This window comes from Erwinia sp. V71, from assembly GCF_965644245.1.
Lineage (GTDB): Bacteria > Pseudomonadota > Gammaproteobacteria > Enterobacterales > Enterobacteriaceae > Erwinia.
Window position 1 is genome coordinate 1 of record NZ_CBFFRK010000090.1, and the last position, 17070, is coordinate 17070.

The window sequence follows — 17070 nt, forward strand, 5'->3', positions numbered from 1 at the left end:
AATCGTGATCGGAGATGGATGCCAAATCATGATCGACCTTGATGCCAAACCGTGATCGATTCACATGCCATTTTGCATGATGCATACAGAGCATGCTTATCTCTTTTGTGTCAGATCGAGATACTCCGCGAGATCGCAATTGAGCAATAACGTTGCTCTTGAGGAATTTGCGACACATGGTGTTAAATGTCCCTGCCCGCCCCTTCACAGTGCCATCATGGCGTATGCCTTTCACTGCATTCTCAGGACTGTTGTCTTTGATCAGCTTATCGAGGGATCGTTTAGAAAAAGCCTGTTGCGGGTTCCTCGGCTGCAGGAAAACATACTCTTTGTTGCAGTCGCTAACAGAGTCCCGCCAGCGTTTCTGCTCTTCCAGAATGAGCCTCATTTCGTTAGTTACCGGGATAGTAAACTCTTTCTGAGTTTTCATGGCGCCACGGGTGCCAATAACACCCGCTGGGTATGTGATAACAGACAGGTCGCCGGCGACATATACCCAGCGTAGATTAGTGACATTTATTGGACGAACGCCAGTCAGTATCATGTACCGGATAGCGTTTTTTTGATGGATAGATGATGCGCCAGCCATGTTGACCCACAGCTTGGCTATCGACTCTATATCGGTGAACAGTTTTGTTGGCAGGGGGCGCTGTACCCTTGAGGAAATGTAATCATCGGGGATGCTGGACGCAACGTTCCGACCATTACTGAACAATGGTGATCCATACTTCCAGATCCGGCGTAGCTCGGAAAATAGCTCAATGGCGTTATTATTGCTTTTTGTGGCTATCCACTCGTCGAGCACTTTGACCAGGCGGCTATAAGTTATGGTGCTGAAAACCTCACGCTCTGAAAATGCCAGGCGGACATTCTTGGTACGGCACAAATACGTCTGATAGCTGTTTTCGCCCAGCTTCTTTCGGTCAACCTTAGCTTTTAGATCTGCTTCATACAGGTCGATAACCTGTAACACAGATTCAGCCCTCAGACCACCGGCGGCTAACTCTGCGGCCTTCTCTCGCGCAACTGGAATCGCAAGCTCCGGCCACTCTCCCAGCTTCTGGCCTTTAAGACCCATTTTCTTAGGAAATTCAGCATAGATAGTGACCTTGCCTGCCTTACTAAAATCGATGCACAGATTGCTCTCTTTCTCGTATTTTGAGCGCCTCGGCAACCCCAGTTTTGTGAGGATAATTTTCGCAGCCGTAACACAAACTCGCATGTGTGAGATTGTATAAGGCGGTTTACAGTCATCCCATTTCTGAGAGGCCGTTATAAACTCTTGATCTTTGGTAGTACCGTTTATCTGTGTTACTGTTCGTGCCATAAAATATCCTGTGTTTACGCGCCTTAAAAACTATGCTCACACATGAGCTGTTTTGGCGGGCTATTTAAGCCTTGTGTTGCGGTTTTGTGTTACAACACATCGTTCCTCAACAGGATTAATACTGTATAAATATACACATCAGTTTGCAACGTGCGTTTTACGGACAGATTGTAAGTGACTGATTTTCACCACAAAAAGTAGTAAGTAACTGAAATGGCATTATTAATTACTAAGCGCTGTATAAATTGCGACATGTGTGAACCAGAGTGTCCGAACCAGGCGATTTCGATGGGTGATGAGATCTATCAGATTGATGCCGACTGCTGCACCGAGTGCGTCGGCCATTACGAAACGCCGACCTGCCAGCAGGTGTGCCCGATCGATAACACCATCATTACCGACCCGATGCATATCGAATCTCAGGAAGCATTGTGGGAGAAGTTTGTAGTGATGCACCACGCAGCGATGTAACGAACGCCTTCTCCCCACTACGTGGTGGGGCTGTGGGGGAACAGCTCGCACCGAGCCATCAGCTCCCTCATCCCAGCGTTCCCCTGTAAACGGGAAAAGGCGCTAACGCTAATTCTCGATAATCACTGTGGCACAGGCATAATGACGCTCATCTGCCAGCGTTACATGTACATATCTGACCCCGAGTTTTTCCGCCACTTCTGCTGCCTGCAGAAAGAAACGCAATCCCGGTTTCCCCAGTTCATCGTTGTACACTTCAAACTGGTTAAACGCTAAACCACCGCGAATCCCGGTGCCAAACGCTTTGGCGGCCGCCTCTTTCACCGCAAAACGCTTGGCAAGAAAGCGCACCGGCTGCTGATGTGCCTGATATTGCTGCCACTCATGCTCACTCAGCACCCGCCGCGCCAGCCGATCGCCAGAGCGGGAGATCACGCCTTCAATACGCGCAATCTCCACAATATCAGTCCCCAGGCCGAGAATGGCCATTAGCGACGCGCTTCCCGCAGCAGCTGTTTCATCTCTTTCACCGCCTCTGGCAACCCACACATCACCGCACGGCCAATAATCGCATGACCAATATTCAGCTCATGCATTTCCGGCAACGCCGCAATCGGCAGCACATTGTGGTAGGTCAGGCCATGCCCGGCATTCACTTTCAGCCCTTTGCCCGCAGCATAGGTGGCCGCTTCACGAATACGCGCCAGCTCCTCATCGCGTGCTTTGCCCTCTTCGGCTTCCGCATAAGCACCGGTATGGATTTCAATGTAAGGCGCGCCTGATTTTACCGCGGCATCGATCTGCTTTTTGTCAGCATCGATAAACAGTGACACCAGAATGCCCGCTTTTTGCAGCTGTTTAACCGCGCTTTTCACTTTCTTCAGCTGACCCGCGACATCGAGACCGCCTTCGGTGGTCACTTCTTCACGTTTCTCTGGCACCAGGCAGCAGAAATGGGGTTTGGTTTCACAGGCAATCGCGACCATCTCATCGGTGACCGCCATTTCGAGGTTCATACGCGTCTGAATCGTCTCACGCAGAATACGCACGTCGCGATCGGTGATATGACGGCGGTCTTCACGCAAATGCACGGTGATGCCATCGGCGCCAGCCTGTTCAGCCACAAACGCCGCCTGTACGGGATCGGGGTAGTTGGTGCCACGCGCGTTACGCACGGTAGCCACATGATCGATATTGACGCCTAACAACAACTCAGCCATGACAATCCTCAGATTTTTACGCAACAGTGAGAAGCAGTGTACCGCGTCCGCCGCCAGAGTGGAGGCTATTCTGTAGCAGGTGGCGGTGTATCTGCGCGTTTTTTCGGCACAAACTGGCGAAACAGCTCCTGACTCTTGAGCGGTTTGCCACCGAGATAGGGTTTTAATGCGATGCGGGTGAAACGTTTCGCCGCGCGCAGACAGTCGGCATCGGGAAACTCACGTTCATACAGCGCGCGCAGCTGACGGCCGGTGAAACTGCGGTTGTTTACCACCATGCTGGCGATAAAGCCCTTCTCTTCGCGGTAACTGTAAGTCATCTCATCGCTGACTTCGTCACCGCTGCCGGCACAATGCAGGAAATCAACGCCATACCCCAGATGCCCCAGCATCGCCAGTTCAAAACGGCGCAGCGCCGGTTCCGGCGAACCACTGGCGGCAGCCAGCGTCTGGATACAGTGCAGATAATCGAAGAATAACTCGGGAAAGGCAGTTTCATGCTGCAGCACACGCGCCAGCAGTTCATTAACATACAAACCGCAATAGAGCGTGATACCACTGAGCGGCAGCGCCAGCGACACCGCTTCGGCACTGCGCAGGGTTTTGACTTCGCCACGGCCGCCCCAGCGGATCAGCAACGGGGTGAAAGGCTGCAGAGCGCCTTTCAGCTGGGAACGTTTCGAGCGGGCGCCTTTTGCCAGCACCCGCAAACGTCCATGACTTTCGGTAAACAGATCTAACAGCAGACTGGTTTCGCTGTAAGGGCGTCCATGCAGGACAAAGGCGCGTTGCCAGCCTTCCATTCAGCGCTTACAGATCGTCAACGTAGCCCAGACTGCGCAGGGCACGTTCATCATCCGCCCAGCCGGACTTCACTTTCACCCACAGTTCAAGGTGAACTTTCGCCTCGAACATATCTTCCATATCTTTGCGCGCTTCAATGCCGATGGTTTTGATTTTGGCGCCTTTGTTGCCAATCACCATCTTCTTCTGGCCGTCACGTTCCACCAGAATCAGGCCATTGATATCGTAACCGCCGCGATCATTCGTCACAAAGCGTTCGATTTCCACCGTGACCGAATACGGCAGCTCTGCACCGAGGAAGCGCATCAGTTTTTCACGGATAATTTCCGACGCCATAAAACGCTGTGAACGGTCGGTAATATACTCTTCCGGGAAGTGATGATCGGCTTCTGGCAGGTGTTTACGCACGATACTGGCAATGGCATCAACGTTCTTACCGTTTTCGGCGGAGATCGGCACCACATCCATAAAGTTCATCTGCTGGCTAAGGAACTGGATATGCGGTAACAGCACGCTTTTATCCGTCACATTATCCACTTTGTTGATCGCCAGAATCACCGGCACTTTGCCGTCTTTCAGTTTGTTGAGCACCATCTCATCGTCGGCGGTCCAGCGCGTGCCTTCCACCACAAAGATCACCAGTTCAACATCACCGATGGAGCTGCTGGCCGCACGGTTCATCAGGCGGTTAATCGCGCGCTTCTCTTCCATATGCAGGCCCGGGGTATCAACATAAATAGCCTGATACGCGCCTTCAGTATGGATGCCCATAATGCGGTGACGGGTGGTTTGCGGTTTACGCGAGGTAATGGAAACCTTCTGCCCGAGTAACTGATTCAGCAGCGTCGATTTTCCAACATTTGGGCGGCCGACAATCGCAATAAAGCCGCAATGGGTTTGTTGTTCGCTCATTCGAGTCCTAACTTAATCAGCGCCTGTTCAGCCGCTGCCTGTTCAGCTTTGCGACGGCTCGATCCGGTGCCCACCACCGGTTCCGCCATACCGCTCACCTGACAGTGAATAGTAAATTCCTGGTCATGCGCTTCGCCACGCACCTGCACCACCAGATAGGAGGGCAGCGGCAGATGACGACCCTGCAGATACTCCTGCAGACGCGTTTTTGGATCTTTCTGTTTGTCGCCCGGGCTAATCTGCTCGAGGCGTGACTGATACCAGTTCAGGATCAGTTTTTCGACGGTCTGAATATCACTGTCGAGGAATACGCCACCAATCAGCGCTTCGACGGTATCCGCCAGGATCGACTCGCGACGATAACCGCCACTTTTGAGTTCACCCGGCCCCAGGCGCAGACACTCGCCGAGATCGAACTCACGCGCCATTTCCGCCAGCGTGTTGCCACGCACCAGCGTCGCGCGCATGCGACTCATATCACCTTCATCCACACGCGGGAAGCGGTGGTAAAGGGCATTCGCAATCACGTAGCTCAGAATGGAGTCGCCAAGAAATTCCAGTCGTTCATTGTGTTTGCTGCTGGCACTGCGGTGGGTTAATGCCTGCTGCAAAAGTTCCAGATGAGTAAAATTGTAGCCCAGCTTTTGCTGCAGCCTGTTAATTACGATGGGGTTCATGCGTTACCAATATCAATAATGCGTCAATTATTCTGCACACGGAACAGGGCTGTCTGTAAAAACCAACGCTAAACAGTTTCGTTTGCAGTGGCTTCCCGCAGGAAGCCAACCTTTGGATAGTCATTCTGCCCGCATGACTGCGGGCAACAATCAATGAATGCCGCCAATACGACTCAGACGAAGACCAGTCGGCCACTCGCCTTCCTGCTTCTCAAAGCTCATCCAGATAGCCGTCGCTTTACCGACCAGATTCTTCTCCGGGACAAAGCCCCAATAACGGCTGTCAGCGCTGTTATCGCGGTTATCACCCATCATAAAATACTGGCCCTGCGGCACCCCCCAGGTCGCCTGCTGCTGGCCTGGCTGACGGTAGTATAAACCAGGCTGGCTCTGCATCTCATTCACCAGCAGAATGCGATGAGTCACCTCGCCCAGCGTTTCATTACGCGTGCCAAGGCGCAGACCGCCCTTCATGGTTTCCCCCTGCGGCGCTTCATAGAAGCCGTTGCCCGCTTCGTTACCGGCAAAACCACTGAAGGTCTGGATAAAATCGCTCGGCTGGACATCGGAATAGGTGACCGGCAGCGCACTGCTGCATGGTTGTCCGTTGTCACAGGCCGGGTTAATGGTGACAGTTTTGCTGTCCGGATCATAGCTGACACGGTCACCAGGTAAACCCACCACGCGTTTAATATAATCCACACTTGGCTCTTTCGGGTATTTAAACACAGCAATATCGCCGCGTTTCGGTTCGCCGGTCGGAATCAGTGTAGTCTGCGTAATCGGATCTTTGATGCCGTAGGCAAACTTTTCCACCAGAATAAAGTCGCCAATCAGCAGAGTCGGCATCATGGAACCCGACGGGATCTGGAATGGCTCATAAATAAATGAGCGCACCACAAACACCACTGCCAGCACCGGAAACACGGAGGCAGCAGTTTCTACCCAGCCCGGCTGTTTCGCGACTTTTGCCAGCGTTTTCTCGTCAAGGGCATTGCCGGTTTGCACCTGAGCCTGCGCCTGTTTTGCGCGACGGGCAGGTGCCCATTTAAACTTATCAATACACCAGATAATGCCGGTTAGCACCGTGGCGACAAACAGAATCAGGGCGAAGGTATTAGCCATTAACCGATTTCCTTATTTGCTATCTTTTCCGACATGCAGAATAGCAAGGAACGCTTCCTGCGGCAGTTCGACGTTACCGACCTGCTTCATACGTTTCTTACCATCTTTCTGTTTCTGCAACAGTTTCTTCTTACGGCTGACGTCACCGCCGTAGCACTTCGCCAGTACGTTTTTACGCAGCTGTTTCACAGTAGAACGGGCAATAATATGGTTGCCAATTGCCGCCTGAATAGCGATATCAAACTGCTGACGTGGGATCAGATCTTTCATCTTCTCGACCAGGTCGCGACCGCGATACTGCGAGTTGTCACGGTGAGTAATCAGCGCCAGCGCATCAACACGCTCACCGTTAATCATCACGTCAACACGCACCATATCTGACGCCTGGAAACGTTTGAAATTATAATCCAGAGAAGCATAGCCGCGAGACGTTGATTTCAGGCGGTCGAAGAAGTCGAGTACCACTTCCGCCATTGGAATTTCATAAGTCAGCGCCACCTGGTTGCCGTGATAGACCATATTGGTCTGCACGCCACGCTTCTCAATACACAGCGTGATCACGTTACCGAGGTACTCCTGCGGCAGCAGCATATGACACTCAGCAATTGGCTCGCGCAGCTCTTCGATATTGTTCAGCGGCGGCAGTTTGGACGGGCTGTCAACATAGACAATGTCACCTGCCGTGGTCTGCACTTCATACACTACTGTTGGCGCGGTGGTGATCAGGTCGAGATCGTATTCACGCTCCAGACGCTCCTGAATGATCTCCATATGCAGCAGACCGAGGAAGCCGCAGCGGAAACCGAAGCCCAGCGCCGTCGAGCTTTCTGGTTCGTAGAACAGTGACGCATCATTCAGACTCAGTTTGCCCAGCGCATCACGGAACGCTTCATAATCGTCAGAACTGATCGGGAACAGACCGGCATACACCTGCGGCTTCACTTTCTTAAAGCCTGGCAGCGCTTTATCCGCCGGGTTACGGGATAACGTCAGGGTATCCCCCACTGGCGCACCGAGAATGTCTTTAATCGCACAAACCAGCCAGCCTACTTCGCCGCAGTTCAGCACATCGCGATCGAGCTGTTTCGGGGTGAAAATGCCCAGACGGTCAGCGTTGTAAACCTGGCCGGTGCTCATCACCTTGATTTTGTCGCCTTTACGCAGGGTGCCGTTTTTCACACGCACCAGCGACACCACGCCAAGGTAGTTATCGAACCAGGAGTCGATAATCAGCGCCTGCAGCGGTGCATCAGGATCGCCTTCCGGTGCCGGGATATCACGCACCAGACGTTCCAGCACGTCAGGCACGCCCACGCCGGTTTTCGCCGAGCAGCGCACGGCGTCGGTGGCATCGATACCGACGATATCTTCGATCTCCTGAGCTGCACGCTCAGGGTCAGCCGCTGGCAGGTCGATTTTGTTCAGAACCGGTACAACTTCCAGATCCATTTCAATGGCGGTATAGCAGTTTGCCAGGGTCTGTGCTTCCACGCCCTGCCCTGCATCCACCACCAGCAGCGCACCTTCACAGGCAGCCAGAGAACGTGATACTTCATAGGAGAAGTCCACGTGGCCTGGGGTGTCGATAAAATTGAGCTGGTAAGTTTCGCCGTTCTGCGCTTTGTAATCGAGGGTTACGCTCTGCGCCTTAATGGTAATACCGCGCTCACGTTCCAAATCCATTGAATCCAGAACCTGTGCAGCCATTTCACGGTCGCTCAGACCACCGCAGATTTGAATCAGACGGTCAGAGAGCGTCGATTTACCGTGGTCAATGTGGGCGATGATGGAGAAATTTCGTATGTGCTTCATTTATATGAATTTTTTCGCTTTAAAAATCAGTTGAAGTTTCTCGATGGACACAACAATGGACACTTTCGGCCAGGTACCACCGTTAATGACCACGCATCTTACACTGTTAACCGACTTCACGAAACAATTCCAGGTGAGCAACATTGATGCATCAAATCGTCGGCCGCTCTTCCGTTTCCAGCCGAACGACAATGTTCGTTACCACACCGATCACCACAACATCATCCAGCGCGTCCCCTTCAAGCGCATCACCGTCTTCCGTGATGATACTGCGCCCCATTATTTTGCCAAAGTAGCTCTGACCCAGCATCTCGAAAGCAACAGTGCATCCGTCCGATGCCTTCAGCGAGCGGTCTACCAGCACCACGCTGTCATCTGACTGCAGGTAGATGGTTGAGCCGGGATTGAATTGCACGAGGTCATACATCTCGATCCTTTTCTCGATGTAGTCCGCCGCCGGGGATGGAAACTTGCCCATAGTTGCCTCACAATTTAACTGTACATAATTACAGTATTATTGATTAGCACTAATGATCAACTGGTCTTTGGTACGGTTGTATCTATGCTGCTGAACTGCGGGATAATTTAGTTTTCCGAGACATCTATCAAAATGACGCCAGGCACAGTTGAGAGATTAACGCGGCCCAGCACAGCAGCATACTGCCTCCATGTTAATGCAGTCTGAACCTGGTGCGTATTCCGATGATTCCGGTCAGTGATTCCGGAGCCAGGATCACGGATTCCGACGGCGGGCCAAATCTGACCGGAACAAATCGGAATTCGTGGTCGAATTAAATCGGAAAGTGCGATCGGATTAAATCGGAATCAATGGTCGGTTTGGGTCGGAATACGCACCTGGCCTTATATCCATTTCAGGCATAAAGATAATGATCGTTGCAACTGAGCCTCAACATCATCATAAAAATCCGTCAGCGATTCTGGCGAGTTAGCTTCAACTCATCTGAGCCGGTCAAGTCATGATTACTATAGAATTACAATACACTTAATGTTAATATTTGGTAATTCTGTTGTTCAAATATAGATAAGAGGCATTGCATTTATATAATTAATTTTATTGCATTGCGCATGAATGATATTACTGGAAAAGATATGGACATAAATACAAAAGAAAGGTTTGATGTTTTAGATAGTTTTAGAGGTATATGCGCCATTATTGTTGTTATTTACCACATTAATATGCTTAGCGGATTCTCAACCATTAAGTTTTTCAGGGAAGGGAGTGTATTCGTTGAATTTTTCTTCGTCTTAAGTGGTTTTGTTTTGGCTCATGCATACAATTCAAATAAAAAATTAAATTTCCCGGCTTTCATTTTATCAAGATTCTTTAGAATTTACCCTCTTCATTTTGCTATGTTTTTTGTAATATTAGCTATTGAGTTCGTAAAGCTTGCCGCATGGAAGCTTGGCCTACCATTTAATACACCCCCCTTTACCTTCACAAGTTCACCTAAAGAAATAATACCCAACCTTCTACTTATACAGGCATGGACTCCATTAACAGAGAGCGCAAGCTTTAATGGTGTGTCATGGAGTATAAGCATAGAGTTCTATACGTATATTATTTTTTTTGTGACCCTCTTTTTAAGAGGTTTTTATAGATTATTTTTGTGGTCGGCTATCGCTGCTGCAATGTCATACCTGCTGATCACTGACAGTGAGAGTGTTATGTCGCTTGCTGCAAGAGGTCTTTCATGCTTTTTCCTCGGCTCAATATCATATTTTCTATCAACCGGATTGCGGCGTGGTAGCAAAAATAATATCGACAAGAGAGCTCTCTCAACGGCTGAAGCACTATGCTTGTTATTAATTATTTTTCTGGTTAATTCAGATATTGAGCATAAGCACTTTTTTCTGAGCATTGTGTTTTCATGCACAGTCGTGGTGTTCTCCATGGGTGGAGGTCTTATATCATCAATTTTAAGTGGTAGATTATTTTTGCTACTAGGTAAGTTGTCATACTCCATCTACCTAACTCACACAGCCATATTAATGATGATTACTTTTTTGTTTATAGCGGCACAAAAAATTTCAGGTAGAAACATCATCACTATCATTGATGGCGTAAGACATTTGGATGTAGGTGGAAGTCTTGCAAACAGCGTTATGGTTATGTTGGTGGTTGTTTCAGTTATTCTTCTTTCAATGGCAAGCTATAAATACATAGAGTTGCCATTTATAAGAAAGGGTAAGTTTTTCACTGCAAGTTTAAAGCCAGAAGAAAAAATCTCATAGCCATTTAATGGTGCCATAATAAAATATGGCACCATTTACAGATTAAGGTTTTTCGGGCCATTCGATATCAGGCGCAGTTGAAAGATCGAGTCGGTTAAGTGCAACAACATACTGCTTCCACTTTTTCAGTAACGCAGCCTCTTCTTCCGTTGCGTCATCTAGATCGGCGGCATACTGAAGCGGCTTAATTTCTGCGTCAGCAGTTGCACGTAGTGATGCTCTCATTAATTCAGCTGCATAAACTTTCTCTTCAGCAGTTAACTCAGGAGTATCGATCCACGCTGGCATTCCATCAATAACCCCACGAATCTTACCAGTTGGTGGATTACCGATAAACTCACTGAACAGTTCATCTTCAACTTCAACACCATCATCAGGCCACGACCCAGCAATCTCATAATCAGACTTTAATGATATGGCATAAAAAGATGCCTTTGATGGGCTAAAAACATAATTACTCATTTAATACCTCAATATCCGATGGCGAACCAATAGGAAGGCATGGCAGCAATTCCAGACCCGTTAACATCAGACCTGATCTGAATCTGTGTTGTTGAAATTGATGCTATATAGTGATTTGCAACACCACTTACTGCAGCGGAATAATTGATTGTTGCCTGCGCCATAAAACACATATTGGGAAATGTCAGGGGTAGCGCCTGTGTATAAAGCGCTTCAGCGGTAATTGCATCTGTTACCCCCCACTGCAATATCAACCCTCCAGGCAATCTTTGCCAGGATGCAGATGATGTAAAATAACCTGCAAAGCTGTTCATGTCCGGGATCTGGTTAGTTCCGGTGCCTACCGCCCTCAATGCTGCAGTACCCAGGCCCAGATTCGATCTGGCAGTTGCTAAGTCTGTAAGGTCAGATAGGTTGTTTGCTGATTTCAGATATCCGGTCAATGAAGCCAAGGCATTTACAACAAACGCAGTCGTGGCGATAGAAGTATCGTTATCCCCTGCTGCAGGAGTTGGCGCTTTTGGGTCGCCGGTGAATGTCGGGCTGGCTAGAGGGGCGGCGCCAATAAAGGATAGCAGGCTCAGCCATCCAGTAGAGGATGAGTTAGGGTTGTTGGTGTTGGCCTCCACCGTACTGATAAAAATATTTGTTCCGGCGTCGTTCAGTAAAACGGCACCTTTTGGGTATCCGCCGATTGCGGTGGAAAACGTCGCATCAAAGGTATTCAGTGCACCAGCGCTAGACCAGCGGGCAAGCGATGATAGCTCATACAGGATTTGGTTCATATCCTGGCCTTTGGGTGGCAATCCACCTGCGGCCTTTAAGATCATCGTTACTGGTGGAAAACCTGCGTCGTATGATGCAGTGTTATCTCCAGCAGGAGTTGTCGCCAGCAAATCTTCACGCTGTCCATTCACTCCGAATGGCACAGCCTGTTTTTTGGGTGAGTCTGTTCTGTTCATCAATTAGCCTATAAAGAATGTGCCATCATTGAATGGGTATGCGTCATCGGCGAAGCCGAAATATGGAGGAACAAGTTGATGCGTTGTAATTAATACGCCTTGCGGAATAGGCAATACATCGTAGTTTTTGAGAATTGACTGCTCATATGGTGCCAGTGCGAACTCGCATACAATCCCCATCCTCATGTCGCCGTAATCAACGCAAAATGCCTTTCCCCTACCTTTAAAAAGAATGGTAAGAAATCGGTTTATTTCGCTTATTGTGGCAATGCTGATATTTGAGAAAGCCTTTGCCATTACCAACGTTCGATAAGCATCATCAGCCAACCTTACGGTTTCAGTTTCCTGCACTCCGGCGTAAAAAGGTTCTTCGTTGAATGGCGATGGGTAATCGTTTGGGTCACCATTGTTTGCTTCGGAAAACCCAAAACTATTTGAGCTAATATCAGCCTGAATATAACGCGATACGTTTACTATCTTTCCCCAAACATCAAGGCCAAAGGTGCCGTTTGTGGATATATCCCAAACCTCATCTATAAACTCATCGGTGAAATAATCCAGATTCATGGCCTGATTAAATGTTTCGATAATTGCCAGAATCCTCTCGCTTGCAGAATATTGCGTCAGGATAGTATCTTGCCAGCTCACACTTTTATCACCTCGATGTCATCTACGGATATAGTCGGAACCTGGTCGATACCGGCTGTAACTGATTGTGAGTAAGTCGAACCATCTGTTGAGATGTTTATTGACAGGATGCTCATATATTCAGGTGAGATAGTGATTATCGGAGCGTAATACGAGCCACCGCTGATTCTCGCGCCGATACGCGCTTTCGTTATTCCGTCGTAATTACCGTTAAAAACGCTGGCGACCATAGCCTTTATCTGGTCAGTAACATCGGATGGAAGATTAACTGTGTCATTCTCTATCTGCACGCGGAAGTATACGCGAAGCGGGTCAGCTTTCTGCCACTGCATGGTGTATTCAGGGTATGGCGCGCTATAGTTGTCCTTATCCTGAATAACATAGGTCGTGTCACCATTCAGGTTTACGCCTGGGTTTTTCGTGGTGTAAATCGCCTCAGCCACATCTGCATCAGCGCCGCCGTACGCACAGACATAAAGAGAATGCTTAGCTACAGGGAAGCTGGTTTCGCCCTTGTTAACCACCGTTTCTTCTCGATTAGACCAAACGTAAGCATCAAGAACTCCGTCAGTTGCGAGAAGCGCCGCCAGTGTGGATGCGTCAGTGTTGCGCCCATTTCTGGCGACAGACTGCTTACGTCGAGTCTCGAATGCTATGCGCGACTCTACGTCGATACCGACCACTCCTGCCGCATCGTTTGTTATTGAGTCCCACCCGGACACGGGAGCGAAAATTTGATTAAGCTCACCAACGCCGCAGGGAATAGGGCCGGTCGTCTGATTCTGAAACTCAATGTCCACGCTGCCGGTAGATCCAATAGTGGCGACGCTGATGGATGCGTATGTGTAGCCTGCCTCGTCCTGCGCTGTGCTTCCCGCAGGTATTGTCGTTCCGACCGCGCCAGTGCAAGTTGCAGTAACCACAGTCCCTCGTGCGGCAATGCGCTCCATGAAGTAGATGCGTCCGATTCCGTCCTGCCATCGACCTGTCGCATAGTCAGGGTTAATCTGGTTGAACAGGCAGAGAAGAGCATCGTAGTTTGTGGCAATAATCTCGGTGTCTGACTGAGCAATCTGACCCTGCGGTGAAGATAGTGACTGACTTGCACCACCACCCATTGATGTGTCCATGTCGGTTAATCGACCAGAAAGAACATCGGCAATGTCAGGCACCAGCAGCCCAGTTTCAGTAATCGTAACGCCGGGTACGGCTGTTTTTAATTCGGTCATAAGGTGGCCTGTGATGTGTTTCCGTCAGTGTCGGTGACGCGGATAGTTCCTCTGGTTTTCCTCGTGCTTTTGTCGAAGAAAATATTCGCCAGCGCCTGGTCGACGATTGGCAGCTTCTTAGCCTCACCTTCCATCTTGCGTGCGATGTAGCCCGGAGTCGGCCTAGCTCCCATAACATCCTCTTTCCATGGGATGCCGAGCGTGTTGTCGTAATAGCACTCCCCGGAGAAAACCAGGCAAGCACTCGCGACATCCTGTGCCACTGAATATCCGTCATCCGCAATCGCTATATTTCCGTTGGCGTCCAGCGTTAAATCCCACGTAGAGGTATCCAACTTCAGAGTTCTGTATGTCATACCGGAGTACCTGGCTTATCTGAGGTTTTGGTGTCGCTACCGCTCTCAACGCTTCTTACTTGATGATCGTGATTGTTATAAGCGTCGCGAAGCGTTTTGAGTGATGCCGCCTGTGTGCCTGAATTGTCAGTAATGTCGCCCTGCGCCAGGATGCTACCGGTTACCGTCATTAATGGGGTGTCGATATTCACCCCTGAAGGGGCAGTGACGTTAGCCGTCGTGCAGGTGATGTTTACCGGGTTAGGCGATGTGATGTTTATCGCGCCGTCTGCGAACTCGATGAACTGCGTAGGCTGCATGTTTAGCAGGCCGCCAAGGTAAATTGCGTCAGAGCGAGAGTGGTTACGCTTGCTTCCCGGAACTGACTCTTTCCGTGTTGCGCGTGCCACTGTCGTGTCTGTGTCACAAACGGCAATCATGCCAATATCACCAACAACCGGATTCATGATGATGGCGCTACCGCCACGCTGTAGACGCCATACCGGTATGTTGAATATCTCGGTACTCATGATGATTGTGCGATCTTCGCTTCTCACCTCAGCGACCAGCGGTAGCGCGTCAACAACCAGGTTTGGTGCTGTGCCGCGCACTGCGGTGACCTTTACCAGATTGACGAACACTTTAGATGAGAGAAGCTTTTCGAAGATGAACGAGAGGGATTCAGCCTCGCTTACCTGAGAACTGGTTGGGGTGAAGGTCTTATCAGTCATTTCAGTTATTCTCTACTGGCCTGTTGGCATAGCATATTGAATGCCATGGGCCGTCTGGCACCCATGAAGAAAGCTCGTGCGTCACACTGCTGAGGTTATAAACGCCGCTGGCGTGAGGCATTATCGTTTCCAGATTAATGTTTCTGCCGGTTGTCAAATATGTGGAGAACTGAGACTGGAACATTACTCCGCCACTGGAAAATATCGGATAACCAATAAGTCCGTATTTGGCGGAAACCAGGGGCATAACATCATCCCTTTTGCTGTTTCTTGGCCAGAATGATATTTGAGGATGAGTGACCGACATGGCGATATCAAAGTCATAACAGACCCTTTCCAGCTGATCGAAAAGGCTTCCTTTGTAATGAGGATTGGTAACTGTGATATTACCCAGCCCGGTCATGGCTGCAGTGTATCCGGCAGTTTTGCATATTGCAGTCAGCAGCGTCTCAGCAGATATCGCTCCATTAAATGAGAACGGAGGGACTGCCTTGCTCTGCAAGTCGGCATTGGCAGTCGCGGTTATCATTAATGCCGAGTTTGGGACGGAGTTCATGTTTGCTATCGATGAGGTCATGAAACCAGAAAATATCTTCGTATCCTCTGCGTAAACCTCCATGGCAATGCTTTCGGTGCCGCTTCCGTAAAGACCCATAGCCTTTGATGACAACGCGGTAAGCAGGTCCATCCCAAGACCATAAATCCCGACATTTACCTGAGTGCCGAATAGGTTACCCGATGACTGACAGGAGACGGTTGCCCTTACATTGCTTATCGATATTTTGTTGTTGCCGCCCAGGCCTTCAAATGACGAGTTATTGTTGGTGAACTCAAATCGCAAAGAACGCTTGTTATACAAGGTCACCTTCCTCTATATAGTACAGTGAGAAACGATTACCCAGACCACTCCATTCGGGGTCTTTCTGCCCGGAGTTGTCGATAAAAACAAGATCGCCCAAAAAACCCAGGTATTTATACCGAACCATTTTGTTTCCATAAAGGCACGGTATTCCCTGCATAACGGGAAATCCATCCACCTCTAAATCCATATAAATAAACATCACTCTTTGCACCAGCCGTATCGTGCATTGCTGCCCTGCCAGGCTTATCGATATCGACTGTGATTTTTGAGGCTCGATTGGTATGGTTCTCATGTGCTGGCTCCGCTAATGTTTTTCGCCAGCTCGCTTAGCGTTTTTGATGAGCTATCCAAGACGTCGATGACCGGCGCTGATACTGTGTCCAGTGCGCTCTGGAAGCTGCTTGAGATGGTATTGGCTACTTCATCAGTAACGGCGCTGACCGATGATTTCAGGGACGACCACGACTTGCTTAACTCATCAACTGTAGATGGCGATGATCCAGCATCTTTTGTCGCTTCACTGACCCCTGTCTGGCCCTGGCTTTTTGCATTATCAGTCGGCTTATCTTTGGTCTGCGCTCCAGAAAGCACGACATCCATCTGCTGCATAACCTCCTGGAAGTAGAGGTATACAACGAGCAAAGTAACGCCACGCTGTGAGTTAACTTCGTATGAATGGTCTACAAGGTCATAGCTCTCCAGCGTTTCCTTGGGTGTCTCAATGTCGTAGGTGTTCGCCGTTTCCAGCATCGTTTTAATCGTGGTGAGCACGCTGCTCTGGCTGGTAAATGTCAGGTCGAAGATATTTGGAATGCTGCCTGAGTAGCCAGTAAGGCCGGAAATCACGATTTCACAGCGAACAACGCCAGGCTCTTTTACCTTATTAATCGACTGGTATTTCCCACCCTCGACCGGCGCTGTCGTAATCTGCGCCCGCCCGCTGGGCTGAATTGACATCATCCCGCTGAATTCAAGCGCCACCGCATTATCTTTGGTGTTTCGGATTATGTATTGCGGGTGGAGAACGCTGTCGATGATAGATAATGGAGAGCCGCCGCCGATAGCGTTAAATATGTCTGCCGTGTTGAGGTCGATGATGCTCATGCTATCTCCGGGCAATAAAAAACCCGCCGGAGCGGGTTTGTTTTATGTGATGAAGTTTAGTTCGCGAATTCAGATAATAAGTGCAACGCTTGGTCATGTGGATGGAGGGACGGTTAGCTACCGATAAGCTATCCTG

20 protein-coding genes are annotated in these 17070 nt (G+C 49.6%); 2 read left to right on the forward strand and 18 right to left on the reverse strand.

Going from position 1 to position 17070, the window contains the following annotated elements; translation table 11 throughout:
- A partial coding sequence (locus ACSZO1_RS16360; RefSeq protein WP_437614437.1) for a recombinase occupies nt 1-1327 on the reverse strand: 1327 nt, incomplete at its 3' end.
- 213 nt (nt 1328-1540) lie between these two features.
- Here ACSZO1_RS16360 and ACSZO1_RS16365 point away from each other — a divergent pair.
- The gene (locus tag ACSZO1_RS16365) at nt 1541-1798 is read left to right on the forward strand and encodes a YfhL family 4Fe-4S dicluster ferredoxin (RefSeq protein WP_437614439.1); all 258 of its coding nucleotides are present in this window, start codon (nt 1541-1543) and stop codon (nt 1796-1798) included.
- Between the two features lie 108 nt (nt 1799-1906).
- On the opposite strand, the gene acpS is transcribed toward ACSZO1_RS16365, so the two are convergent.
- The 8 genes from acpS to ACSZO1_RS16405 all read right to left on the reverse strand — a co-directional run bounded on the left by acpS (nt 1907) and on the right by ACSZO1_RS16405 (nt 8826).
- Nucleotides 1907-2287 carry a holo-ACP synthase gene (gene acpS, locus ACSZO1_RS16370; RefSeq protein WP_437614441.1) on the reverse strand — a complete coding sequence of 127 codons (381 nt, stop codon included), beginning with the start codon at nt 2285-2287 and terminating at the stop codon, nt 1907-1909.
- Nucleotides 2287-3018: a pyridoxine 5'-phosphate synthase gene (gene pdxJ, locus ACSZO1_RS16375; RefSeq protein WP_437614443.1), complete on the reverse strand. Its 732-nt coding sequence runs from the start codon at nt 3016-3018 to the stop codon at nt 2287-2289. The genes acpS and pdxJ overlap by 1 nt, the downstream gene beginning before the upstream one ends.
- Nucleotides 3019-3083: 65 nt before the next feature.
- The gene (recO, locus tag ACSZO1_RS16380) at nt 3084-3821 is read right to left on the reverse strand and encodes a DNA repair protein RecO (RefSeq protein WP_437614445.1); all 738 of its coding nucleotides are present in this window, start codon (nt 3819-3821) and stop codon (nt 3084-3086) included.
- Between the two features lie 7 nt (nt 3822-3828).
- Nucleotides 3829-4734: a GTPase Era gene (gene era, locus ACSZO1_RS16385; protein WP_437614447.1), complete on the reverse strand. Its 906-nt coding sequence runs from the start codon at nt 4732-4734 to the stop codon at nt 3829-3831.
- Nucleotides 4731-5411, reverse strand: a complete 681-nt coding sequence (rnc, locus tag ACSZO1_RS16390; RefSeq protein WP_437614449.1) for a ribonuclease III — start codon at nt 5409-5411, stop codon at nt 4731-4733. Before rnc ends, era begins: the two co-directional genes overlap by 4 nt.
- Before the next feature lie 150 nt (nt 5412-5561).
- Nucleotides 5562-6536, reverse strand: coding sequence for a signal peptidase I (gene lepB, locus ACSZO1_RS16395; protein ID WP_437614451.1), 975 nt, complete (start codon nt 6534-6536; stop codon nt 5562-5564).
- 12 nt (nt 6537-6548) lie between these two features.
- On the reverse strand, nt 6549-8348 hold the full coding sequence (gene lepA / locus ACSZO1_RS16400) for a translation elongation factor 4 (RefSeq protein WP_437614453.1): 1800 nt from the start codon (nt 8346-8348) through the stop codon (nt 6549-6551).
- A 151-nt stretch (nt 8349-8499) separates the two neighbouring features.
- A complete protein-coding gene (locus ACSZO1_RS16405; RefSeq protein ID WP_437614455.1) occupies nt 8500-8826 on the reverse strand; it encodes a hypothetical protein in 327 nt (108 codons plus the stop codon).
- Between the two features lie 608 nt (nt 8827-9434).
- Here ACSZO1_RS16405 and ACSZO1_RS16410 point away from each other — a divergent pair.
- Nucleotides 9435-10601 carry an acyltransferase family protein gene (locus ACSZO1_RS16410; RefSeq protein ID WP_437614457.1) on the forward strand — a complete coding sequence of 389 codons (1167 nt, stop codon included), beginning with the start codon at nt 9435-9437 and terminating at the stop codon, nt 10599-10601.
- A 42-nt stretch (nt 10602-10643) separates the two neighbouring features.
- Here ACSZO1_RS16410 and ACSZO1_RS16415 read toward each other — a convergent pair whose 3' ends face one another.
- From ACSZO1_RS16415 to ACSZO1_RS16455, 9 genes are read right to left on the reverse strand one after another with little or no spacing between them, the layout of a single operon-like run.
- Nucleotides 10644-11063: a tail fiber assembly protein gene (locus tag ACSZO1_RS16415; RefSeq protein WP_437614459.1), complete on the reverse strand. Its 420-nt coding sequence runs from the start codon at nt 11061-11063 to the stop codon at nt 10644-10646.
- An 8-nt stretch (nt 11064-11071) separates the two neighbouring features.
- Nucleotides 11072-12025: a gp53-like domain-containing protein gene (locus tag ACSZO1_RS16420; RefSeq protein ID WP_437614461.1), complete on the reverse strand. Its 954-nt coding sequence runs from the start codon at nt 12023-12025 to the stop codon at nt 11072-11074.
- Between the two features lie 3 nt (nt 12026-12028).
- Nucleotides 12029-12673: a DUF2612 domain-containing protein gene (locus ACSZO1_RS16425; protein WP_437614463.1), complete on the reverse strand. Its 645-nt coding sequence runs from the start codon at nt 12671-12673 to the stop codon at nt 12029-12031.
- Complete coding sequence (locus ACSZO1_RS16430) at nt 12670-13902, reverse strand: baseplate J/gp47 family protein (protein WP_437614465.1); 1233 nt, start codon at nt 13900-13902, stop codon at nt 12670-12672. The genes ACSZO1_RS16425 and ACSZO1_RS16430 overlap by 4 nt, the downstream gene beginning before the upstream one ends.
- Nucleotides 13899-14258 (reverse strand): hypothetical protein, encoded by a 360-nt coding sequence (locus tag ACSZO1_RS16435; protein ID WP_437614467.1) that lies wholly within the window; start codon nt 14256-14258, stop codon nt 13899-13901. The genes ACSZO1_RS16430 and ACSZO1_RS16435 overlap by 4 nt, the downstream gene beginning before the upstream one ends.
- Nucleotides 14255-14968, reverse strand: a complete 714-nt coding sequence (locus ACSZO1_RS16440) for a phage baseplate protein (RefSeq protein WP_437614469.1) — start codon at nt 14966-14968, stop codon at nt 14255-14257. Before ACSZO1_RS16440 ends, ACSZO1_RS16435 begins: the two co-directional genes overlap by 4 nt.
- A gap of 1 nt (nt 14969) precedes the next feature.
- Nucleotides 14970-15827, reverse strand: a complete 858-nt coding sequence (locus ACSZO1_RS16445) for a hypothetical protein (RefSeq protein ID WP_437614471.1) — start codon at nt 15825-15827, stop codon at nt 14970-14972.
- The gene (locus ACSZO1_RS16450; protein ID WP_437614473.1) at nt 15820-16122 is read right to left on the reverse strand and encodes a phage baseplate plug family protein; all 303 of its coding nucleotides are present in this window, start codon (nt 16120-16122) and stop codon (nt 15820-15822) included. The genes ACSZO1_RS16445 and ACSZO1_RS16450 overlap by 8 nt, the downstream gene beginning before the upstream one ends.
- Nucleotides 16119-16934: a hypothetical protein gene (locus tag ACSZO1_RS16455; RefSeq protein ID WP_437614475.1), complete on the reverse strand. Its 816-nt coding sequence runs from the start codon at nt 16932-16934 to the stop codon at nt 16119-16121. The genes ACSZO1_RS16450 and ACSZO1_RS16455 overlap by 4 nt, the downstream gene beginning before the upstream one ends.
- Nucleotides 16935-17070: the final 136 nt, after the last annotated feature.

What these genes read in the sequence shown, in the direction of transcription:
- ACSZO1_RS16415 (WP_437614459.1), bottom strand. Translation starts at nt 11,063, where the DNA reads ATGAGTAATTATGTTTTTAGCCCATCAAAGGCATCTTTTTATGCCATA.
- rnc (WP_437614449.1), bottom strand. Translation starts at nt 5,411, where the DNA reads ATGAACCCCATCGTAATTAACAGGCTGCAGCAAAAGCTGGGCTACAAT.
- ACSZO1_RS16430 (WP_437614465.1), bottom strand. Translation starts at nt 13,902, where the DNA reads ATGACCGAATTAAAAACAGCCGTACCCGGCGTTACGATTACTGAAACT.
- ACSZO1_RS16455 (WP_437614475.1), bottom strand. Translation starts at nt 16,934, where the DNA reads ATGAGCATCATCGACCTCAACACGGCAGACATATTTAACGCTATCGGC.
- ACSZO1_RS16440 (WP_437614469.1), bottom strand. Translation starts at nt 14,968, where the DNA reads ATGACTGATAAGACCTTCACCCCAACCAGTTCTCAGGTAAGCGAGGCT.
- acpS (WP_437614441.1), bottom strand. Translation starts at nt 2,287, where the DNA reads ATGGCCATTCTCGGCCTGGGGACTGATATTGTGGAGATTGCGCGTATT.
- ACSZO1_RS16435 (WP_437614467.1), bottom strand. Translation starts at nt 14,258, where the DNA reads ATGACATACAGAACTCTGAAGTTGGATACCTCTACGTGGGATTTAACG.
- ACSZO1_RS16365 (WP_437614439.1), top strand. Translation starts at nt 1,541, where the DNA reads ATGGCATTATTAATTACTAAGCGCTGTATAAATTGCGACATGTGTGAA.
- lepA (WP_437614453.1), bottom strand. Translation starts at nt 8,348, where the DNA reads ATGAAGCACATACGAAATTTCTCCATCATCGCCCACATTGACCACGGT.
- lepB (WP_437614451.1), bottom strand. Translation starts at nt 6,536, where the DNA reads ATGGCTAATACCTTCGCCCTGATTCTGTTTGTCGCCACGGTGCTAACC.
- ACSZO1_RS16410 (WP_437614457.1), top strand. Translation starts at nt 9,435, where the DNA reads ATGAATGATATTACTGGAAAAGATATGGACATAAATACAAAAGAAAGG.
- ACSZO1_RS16450 (WP_437614473.1), bottom strand. Translation starts at nt 16,122, where the DNA reads ATGAGAACCATACCAATCGAGCCTCAAAAATCACAGTCGATATCGATA.
- ACSZO1_RS16420 (WP_437614461.1), bottom strand. Translation starts at nt 12,025, where the DNA reads ATGAACAGAACAGACTCACCCAAAAAACAGGCTGTGCCATTCGGAGTG.
- ACSZO1_RS16405 (WP_437614455.1), bottom strand. Translation starts at nt 8,826, where the DNA reads ATGGGCAAGTTTCCATCCCCGGCGGCGGACTACATCGAGAAAAGGATC.
- recO (WP_437614445.1), bottom strand. Translation starts at nt 3,821, where the DNA reads ATGGAAGGCTGGCAACGCGCCTTTGTCCTGCATGGACGCCCTTACAGC.
- era (WP_437614447.1), bottom strand. Translation starts at nt 4,734, where the DNA reads ATGAGCGAACAACAAACCCATTGCGGCTTTATTGCGATTGTCGGCCGC.
- pdxJ (WP_437614443.1), bottom strand. Translation starts at nt 3,018, where the DNA reads ATGGCTGAGTTGTTGTTAGGCGTCAATATCGATCATGTGGCTACCGTG.